Source organism: Ideonella sp. P3_A4 (assembly GCF_056403075.1).
Map to the genome: position 1 here is coordinate 52541 of NZ_JBFUGE010000006.1, position 6488 is coordinate 59028.

A 6488-nucleotide genomic window follows, 5' to 3' on the forward strand; every position below is an offset into this window, starting at 1 on the left:
TCGGCACAGCCCGCTCCGGTCAGGGTGCGAGGGGCGCCCTGGGGAGTCGCATAGCCACTGGCCGCGGTGCATCTAGAAGCCCAACCCGAGAGGTGAACATGAATAGCAAGCCCACCCCCATCGCTTCAGCCGTCGCGCTTTTGCTGATGGGTGCCGCCCTGGCCGCACAGGCGCAGCAAGCCCAGCCACCGGCCCCGGCCGCTTCGGCGCCGGCCGAGCCGGGAGCCACGACGATCGTGGTCACGGGCATCCGCGCCTCGCTGGAAACGGCCGTGAACATCAAGAAGAACGCATCCGCCGTGGTGGACGCCGTGTCCGCCGAAGACGTCGGCAAGCTGCCGGACTCCGATGTGGGCGAGAGCCTGGGCCGCATTCCCGGCGTGTCGGTGGGCCGCGATTTCGGCCAGGGCGCTTCGGTGTCCATCCGCGGCACCGACCCGCAGATGACCTACACCACCCTGAACGGCCAGACCGTGGCCTCCACGGGTTGGTACGACCAGAAGGCGGTCGACCGCTCCTTCAACTACTCCCTGCTGCCCTCGGAGCTGATCGGCGGCCTGGAGGTCTACAAGTCGTCCCAGGCCGACCTGAGCGAAGGCGGCATCGGCGGCACCGTGATCGTCAAGACGCGCAAGCCGCTGGACATGGATGCCAACACCATCTTCGGCAGCATCCACTACGGCACCGGCACCATCAGCGACCCGACCTATGAGGTCTCCGGCCTCTACAGCTGGAAGAACGAGGCCAAGACCTTCGGCGTGCTGATCGCCGGCGCCTGGGAGAAGGGTGACTACATCCGCCGCGGCGTCGAGGCCGACATGCGCTGGTCCGGCGACGTGGCGCCCACCACCTTCGTGCAGGAGCGCGAACGCCAGGCTCTGAACCTGACCTTGCAGGCCCGTCCGGCCAAGGGCATCGACCTCAGCCTGAACTACCTGCACCTGAACCTGGACGCCAACAACTCCAACACCAGCCACTACATCTTCACGGGCAACTCCGGCACCTGCGAGAAGACCAACGATTCGGGCCTGTGCGTGCTGCACCACCGCGATGTGGCCACGCCGGCGACGGACAACGTGTTCCTGCAGAACTGGGTGCGCTCCGCGTCGATGTCCTCCGACAGCCTGGTGCTTGATGGCTCCTACCGCGGTGACGGCTTCAAGGTGTCTGCCATCGGTGGCTCGACCAAGGCCGAGGGCGGCACGGACCAGACCGCCAACTTCGCCTATGGCAGCTGGACACCGGGCGCGACGCTGCCCTACTGGACCGGCACGATCGACGCCACCGGCCACCAGATCCAGGTCCATCCGTCGTCCGACCAGACCATCGGCGTCAGCAACCTGCCGRCGACCTCGTCGCCCGAAACCTGGGCCTCGGGCCGTGGCCCGAACTCCGACAAGGAAGACTTCCTCCAGCTGGACGGCGAATTCAACGTCGACTGGGGCCTCTTGACCTCGTTCAAGACCGGCGCGCGTGCGACCAAGCACACGTTCACCCGCACCGGCCAGCGTGGCGTGCATGCGGCCACGGCCATTCCGGGCGACTCCGCAGACCTGTACAACGGTTCGCTCGACGTGGTGGGCGGCTGGAGCGTGCCCCGCCCGGACATCGACGCGATGCTGTCGCTGGCCTCGGACAACATCACCAGCTGGGTCGATGACCGCTCGGCGTACGCGCAGCTGCAAGAGAAGAACAGCGCGCTGTACGGCATGTTCGAGTTCGAGAAGGACGCGCTGCACGGCAACTTCGGCCTGCGCTACATCCGCACGAACGTCTCGGCCACCGGCTACGTCTTCGACGGCACGCCCACCACCGACATCGGCCAGAACAACGGCTGGAGCACGGACAAGACGACCAAGAGCTCGACCTACAGCGAGGTGCTGCCGAGCCTGAACGCCGTCTATGACCTGAGCAAGAGCACGAAGCTGCGCTTTGCCGCTGCCCAGGCGATCACGCGGCCGAACTTCGACAACATGTTCCTCACGTCCGTGGTCGGCTTCGACGACACGAATGCGAGCAACGATGCGTTCAACTACGGCTCGCCCGGGTTGAAGCCGCAGAAGTCCACCCAGTTCGACCTCGGCTTCGAGTACTACTACGGTCGCGGCAATCTGCTGGCCGCGTCGCTCTTCCACAAGAAGATCGAAAACTTCGTCACCACCCAGACCCTGCTGAACCAGAAGGTCGGCGTCATCAGCCCGGACACCGGTGTCGACAACTGGACCATCAACCGCTACATCAACGCCGGCGGCGGCAACATCTCCGGCATCGAGCTGCAGGGCAACCACGCCTTCGACAACGGCTTCGGCGTGGCGGTCAACTACACCTATGCGAATGCGAAGGCGCCTGCCACCAGCTACCAGGACGAGCTGAACATGTTCACGCTGTCGTCGCGCCACACGGCGAACCTGGTGGGCTACTTCGAGAACGACAGGTACTCGGCTCGCCTGGCCTACAGCTGGCGCTCCAAGTACATGGTTCGCGAGACCGGCTGGTACGGCAACCGCATGCATGACGACATCGGCAGCCTGGACCTGAGTCTGGGTTGGAACATCAACAAGCACCTGCGCCTGTCGCTGGAGGCGATCAACCTGACCGCGGAAGACGACGTGCAGTTCGGTGCCGGCGATGCGCCCGCGCAGCGCGCTTCGTTGCAGAACGGCTTCCCGGCCTGGTCGTTCCAGGGCGAGACCACCTACCGCGTCGGCCTGAGCCTCAAGTTCTGATCCTGCAGGTGGCTCTGGCCAGTCTGTCGCAAAGCCCGGCCTCGGCCGGGCTTTTTTGTGAAACCCGGCTCCACCGGGTTTTCGTGATACTGGTGGCTCGCCGCTACGCTCCGTCACGATGAGTTCGCCCTTCGCCATCCGCATGCCGTGCGACATCCAGTCCGTGGATGTCGGCGGCCAGACCATCGTTTTCATCGACGACTTTCTGGAAGACCCGCACGCCCTGGTCGAGGCAGCCTGTGCCAGCCGCTTCGAGCCGGCCGCGCCCGCTGCCGAGCCCCCCGCCGACAGCAAGGGCTACCCCGGCCTGCGCGCGCCTGCTCCGGCGGCCTACACGCAGGCGATCACCGGGTTGCTGGACCCGCTCATCAAGGTCAACTTCGGCGTGCCGGAACACTTGGCTGTCAAGGTGGGCTTGAGCGCCTTCTCCCTCACCACCACCTCACCCGAGGCGCTGGGGCCCTTGCAGCGCACACCGCACTTCGATGCCAGCACCCCGTACTACATGGCCGCCTTGCTTTACCTGTGCGACCAGACGCATGGCGGCACCGGCTTCTACCGCCACAACGCCACCGGCTTGCAACGCATCACCGGCGACGACAGTGAGCGCTACCTCGACGCCTATCACGAGGAGGTCAACCTTCGCCGCCCACCGGCTCGTTATTTCGACCGGTCGGATGAGCGGTTCACCTTCCTGGGGATGATGCCCGCGCGCTTCAACCGCCTGGTGGTTTATCCCGGGAGCTTGCTGCACAGTGCCTGCATCAACCCGGCCCGCAGCCTGAGCAGCGATCCCCGCCAGGGGCGGCTGACTGTGAATACCTTCTATGACTTCTGAATCAGGCCGRCGACAATCCGCTCCGATGAACCGCCCCGCCCCCTCCTTGATCGAGCGCTTGCTCTCTGCGCTGGACGCGTCTGCCAGCCAGCCGCTGTACCAGCAACTGCAGCGCGCGCTGCGCGATGCGATCGACAGCCAATTCCTGGCGGCCGATGATGCGCTGCCCTCCGAACGCCAACTGGCGGCGGACCTGGGCGTGTCGCGCATCACCGTGCGCAAGGCGATCGACGGCCTGGCCGAAGAGGGGCTGCTGGTCAGCCGCCAGGGCTCGGGCAACTTCGTCAGCGCCCGCATCGACAAGAACTTCGCCAAGCTGACCTCGTTCTCAGAGGACATGCGAGCCCGCGGCCGCACGCCGCGCAGCGAGTGGCTCAAGCGCACGACGGGCACCGTGTCGCCGGAAGAGGCGCTGAAGCTCGCGCTCAGCCCAGGCTCGACGGTCTACCGCTTCCACCGCCTGCGCTTTGCCGACAACGCCCCGATGGCGCTCGAATACGCCACCGTGATCGCCAGCGCGCTGCCGTCGTTGGATGCGGTGAAGGAATCTCTCTACGACGCACTGGAAGCCAACAGCCACCGTCCTGTGCGCGCACTGCAACGCCTGCGTGCGCTGCTGCTGAACGACGAGCAGGCCGCGCTGCTGCAAGCCCAGCCGGGCGACGCCGGCCTGCTGGTCGAGCGTCTGGGCTATTTGCGTGACGGCCGCGCGGTCGAACTCTCGCAGTCGTTCTACCGCGGCGACACCTACGATTTCATCGCCGAGTTGGCAGCGAACTGAGGTGCGCTGAGCCGGCTCAGCGCACCGTCAGCAGAAAAGCCACCAGGTCTTCACGTGCCTTGGCATCGGCCAGGCCGTCGTACTTCATCGTGCCATCGGGCACTGCTGCCTTGGGCAGTGTCACGTAGAGCGTCACACTGGCTTCCGTCCACACCTCGGCCCGGGCTTTCATCGCGTCTGAATAATTGAAGCCGGCCACGCTGGCGGGCCGCCGGCCCATCACCGCGAAAAGCGACGGCCCTTTCTTGTTCTTGCCTTCCCGCAGGCTGTGGCACTCGGCGCATTGCTCGGCAAACACGGCCGAGCCGATCTTCGCATCGCCGGCCGCGCGGGCCGGCGTCACCGACAGGCAAAAACCCAAGCCCAGGCCCATCAGGACGGCCGGCGCCAGGCGCCAACCAGGTCCTGAGCGGGCGCCTGGCCGAGCCTTGGAGAAGCTCAGAACGAGGTCCATGCAAAGAGGAACAGCGTGTTGTTGTCCGCCGCGTTGCGCCCGGCGCCGTCGTAGTTGTGGCTGGCGCCATTGAACTTCGAGAAGCTGGTGTACTGGGCGCCCAGCCGCAGGTTGGCCCAGGGCGCGGCCCACGAGTCTTCCTTGCCCCACGGTGTCCAGTCGAGCTGGATCACGTGGCCGATGGTGTCGGGCTTGAAGCCGGTGTTGCCGCCGTACAGCACCGCGTCGGCGCTGCCGGTGGTTCTGAAATAGCCCAGTGACGCACCCCAGGTCTGGCGGAAGTAGTAGCTTGCATTGAGCTTGAACTCGTGCAGGCTGCCGCCGGTTCTTTCGGCTTCACCGGCGGCCACCATCGCGTTCAGGCGTTGCCGTTCGCGCAGGAAGCTGCCTTGCAGCGTGAAGATGTGTTCTCGGGTACCCAGCCATTGGTACTGACCGTCGATGCCGACATCCTCGTAGCGATTGCTCGGGGTGCCCGAAGCGCGATCAGGGAACACGCTGCTGCTCAGGCCGAACAGCCCGGCCGACCAGGCCTGGCTCTTGTGGTCTTCGAACCAGGCCAGGCGCCAGTAGGCGGTGTCGCCGCCCAGGCGCCCCGGGTCGTCTTCGCGTCCCAGGCCGAACTTGGACTGCATCGTGGGCGACAGCGACCGGTAGGTGCCCAGCTCGGCGTACCAGCGGTTGTCGTAAAAGGCGTAGCCGGACAAGCCCAGCACGCGCTGCTCCAGCGCTCCGTTGATCAGCGAGCCGGTTTCCGGGCCACCAAAGCCGAACGCCGAGCCGGTGTACGGGAAGCCCCACACCGCCAGGGTGTTGAAGGGGTCCTGAACGCCTGGGTTGTTGTTCAGCGAGGCGCCAAGAATCAGATCCTTACCGCTCAAGTCAGTGGCATGTGCAAAGCGCAGATCCATCTGGTCCAGTGCGGTGGATTTCTCGATGCCGTCGTAGGTGATCTGAACGAACGAGCCGAGCTTGTCGGCCAACTTGCCGGCGATGAACAACGAGGCTTCGTCCAGCGCGGTGTTGTTGTTGGTCTTGTAGCCCTCCGGCGCTTCGTCTAATGCCTTGTCGGTGTGGGTGTTGGACGCGACGAGCATCGCCGACAGCGGGACGTGCCCGGCCTTGCCGTCACCGTCGGTGTAGCCGCCCAGCTTGAACTTCACACCGAACGGCGTCAGGTGCGGGCCGTAGGCGCCCACGTGGCAGGACGCGCAGTCCTGCCCTGTCTGTCTCGCAAAGCTGGGCACGGCCCGGCTGGCCATCGGCACTGTCAGCGCCAAGCTGCCCAACAGGCAGGCCAGCCCAAGCCGAAGTCGTCGGCGCATCGTCATGTTGTCTCCTCGTGTTGTTAAAAGAAAGGCAAATCAGGTTCGGCCGCGCAGCCAGGGCGCCATGGCTCTCAAGACGTTGTTCTTGCGGGCGAAGTGGTGCCACAAGGCCGCCGCCGCGTGCAGGCCCACCAGCCCGGCCAGCAACCAGGCCAGGTCGCCATGCCACTCCTCCAGGTCGTCGGCCCAGTCCAGGTCTTGGCTCACCAGCGGCGGCAAACTCCCCAGCCCCGGCAGCACGACGAGGTGGCCCCGCGCATTGGTCAGCAACACGCCCAGCACGGGCAGCGTGAGCAGCAACGCGTACAACAGCCCATGGACTGCAGCTGCGGCCCACCGCTGCAGGCGGGTGGTGTGGGCC

General features: G+C 65.8%; 6 protein-coding genes. 3 read left to right on the plus strand and 3 right to left on the minus strand.

Going from position 1 to position 6488, the window contains the following annotated elements; genetic code table 11:
• Positions 1-98: 98 nt before the first annotated feature.
• The 3 genes from AC1DYI_RS01980 (at position 99) to AC1DYI_RS01990 (ending at position 4345) form a co-directional block, all read left to right on the plus strand.
• Complete coding sequence (locus tag AC1DYI_RS01980) at positions 99-2726, plus strand: TonB-dependent receptor (protein ID WP_477202402.1); 2628 nt, start codon at positions 99-101, stop codon at positions 2724-2726.
• 118 nt (positions 2727-2844) lie between these two features.
• Complete coding sequence (locus AC1DYI_RS01985; RefSeq protein WP_477202403.1) at positions 2845-3564, plus strand: DUF6445 family protein; 720 nt, start codon at positions 2845-2847, stop codon at positions 3562-3564.
• 25 nt (positions 3565-3589) lie between these two features.
• On the plus strand, positions 3590-4345 hold the full coding sequence (locus AC1DYI_RS01990) for a GntR family transcriptional regulator (RefSeq protein ID WP_477202404.1): 756 nt from the start codon (positions 3590-3592) through the stop codon (positions 4343-4345).
• A 16-nt stretch (positions 4346-4361) separates the two neighbouring features.
• On the opposite strand, the gene AC1DYI_RS01995 is transcribed toward AC1DYI_RS01990, so the two are convergent.
• The 3 genes from AC1DYI_RS01995 to AC1DYI_RS02005 all read right to left on the minus strand — a co-directional run.
• Entirely contained in the window at positions 4362-4799 is a 438-nt protein-coding gene (locus AC1DYI_RS01995; RefSeq protein ID WP_477202405.1) for a c-type cytochrome, read from the minus strand.
• Entirely contained in the window at positions 4784-6130 is a 1347-nt protein-coding gene (locus AC1DYI_RS02000) for a cytochrome c1 protein (RefSeq protein ID WP_477202406.1), read from the minus strand. The genes AC1DYI_RS01995 and AC1DYI_RS02000 overlap by 16 nt, the downstream gene beginning before the upstream one ends.
• A 33-nt stretch (positions 6131-6163) precedes the next feature.
• A partial coding sequence (locus AC1DYI_RS02005) for a cytochrome b (protein WP_477202407.1) occupies positions 6164-6488 on the minus strand: 325 nt, incomplete at its 5' end.

Bases quoted from the DNA above. Each gene is read 5' to 3' on its own strand.
- AC1DYI_RS02000 (WP_477202406.1), bottom strand. From the start codon at position 6,130: ATGACGATGCGCCGACGACTTCGGCTTGGGCTGGCCTGCCTGTTGGGC.
- AC1DYI_RS01985 (WP_477202403.1), top strand. From the start codon at position 2,845: ATGAGTTCGCCCTTCGCCATCCGCATGCCGTGCGACATCCAGTCCGTG.
- AC1DYI_RS01990 (WP_477202404.1), top strand. From the start codon at position 3,590: ATGAACCGCCCCGCCCCCTCCTTGATCGAGCGCTTGCTCTCTGCGCTG.
- AC1DYI_RS01995 (WP_477202405.1), bottom strand. From the start codon at position 4,799: ATGGACCTCGTTCTGAGCTTCTCCAAGGCTCGGCCAGGCGCCCGCTCA.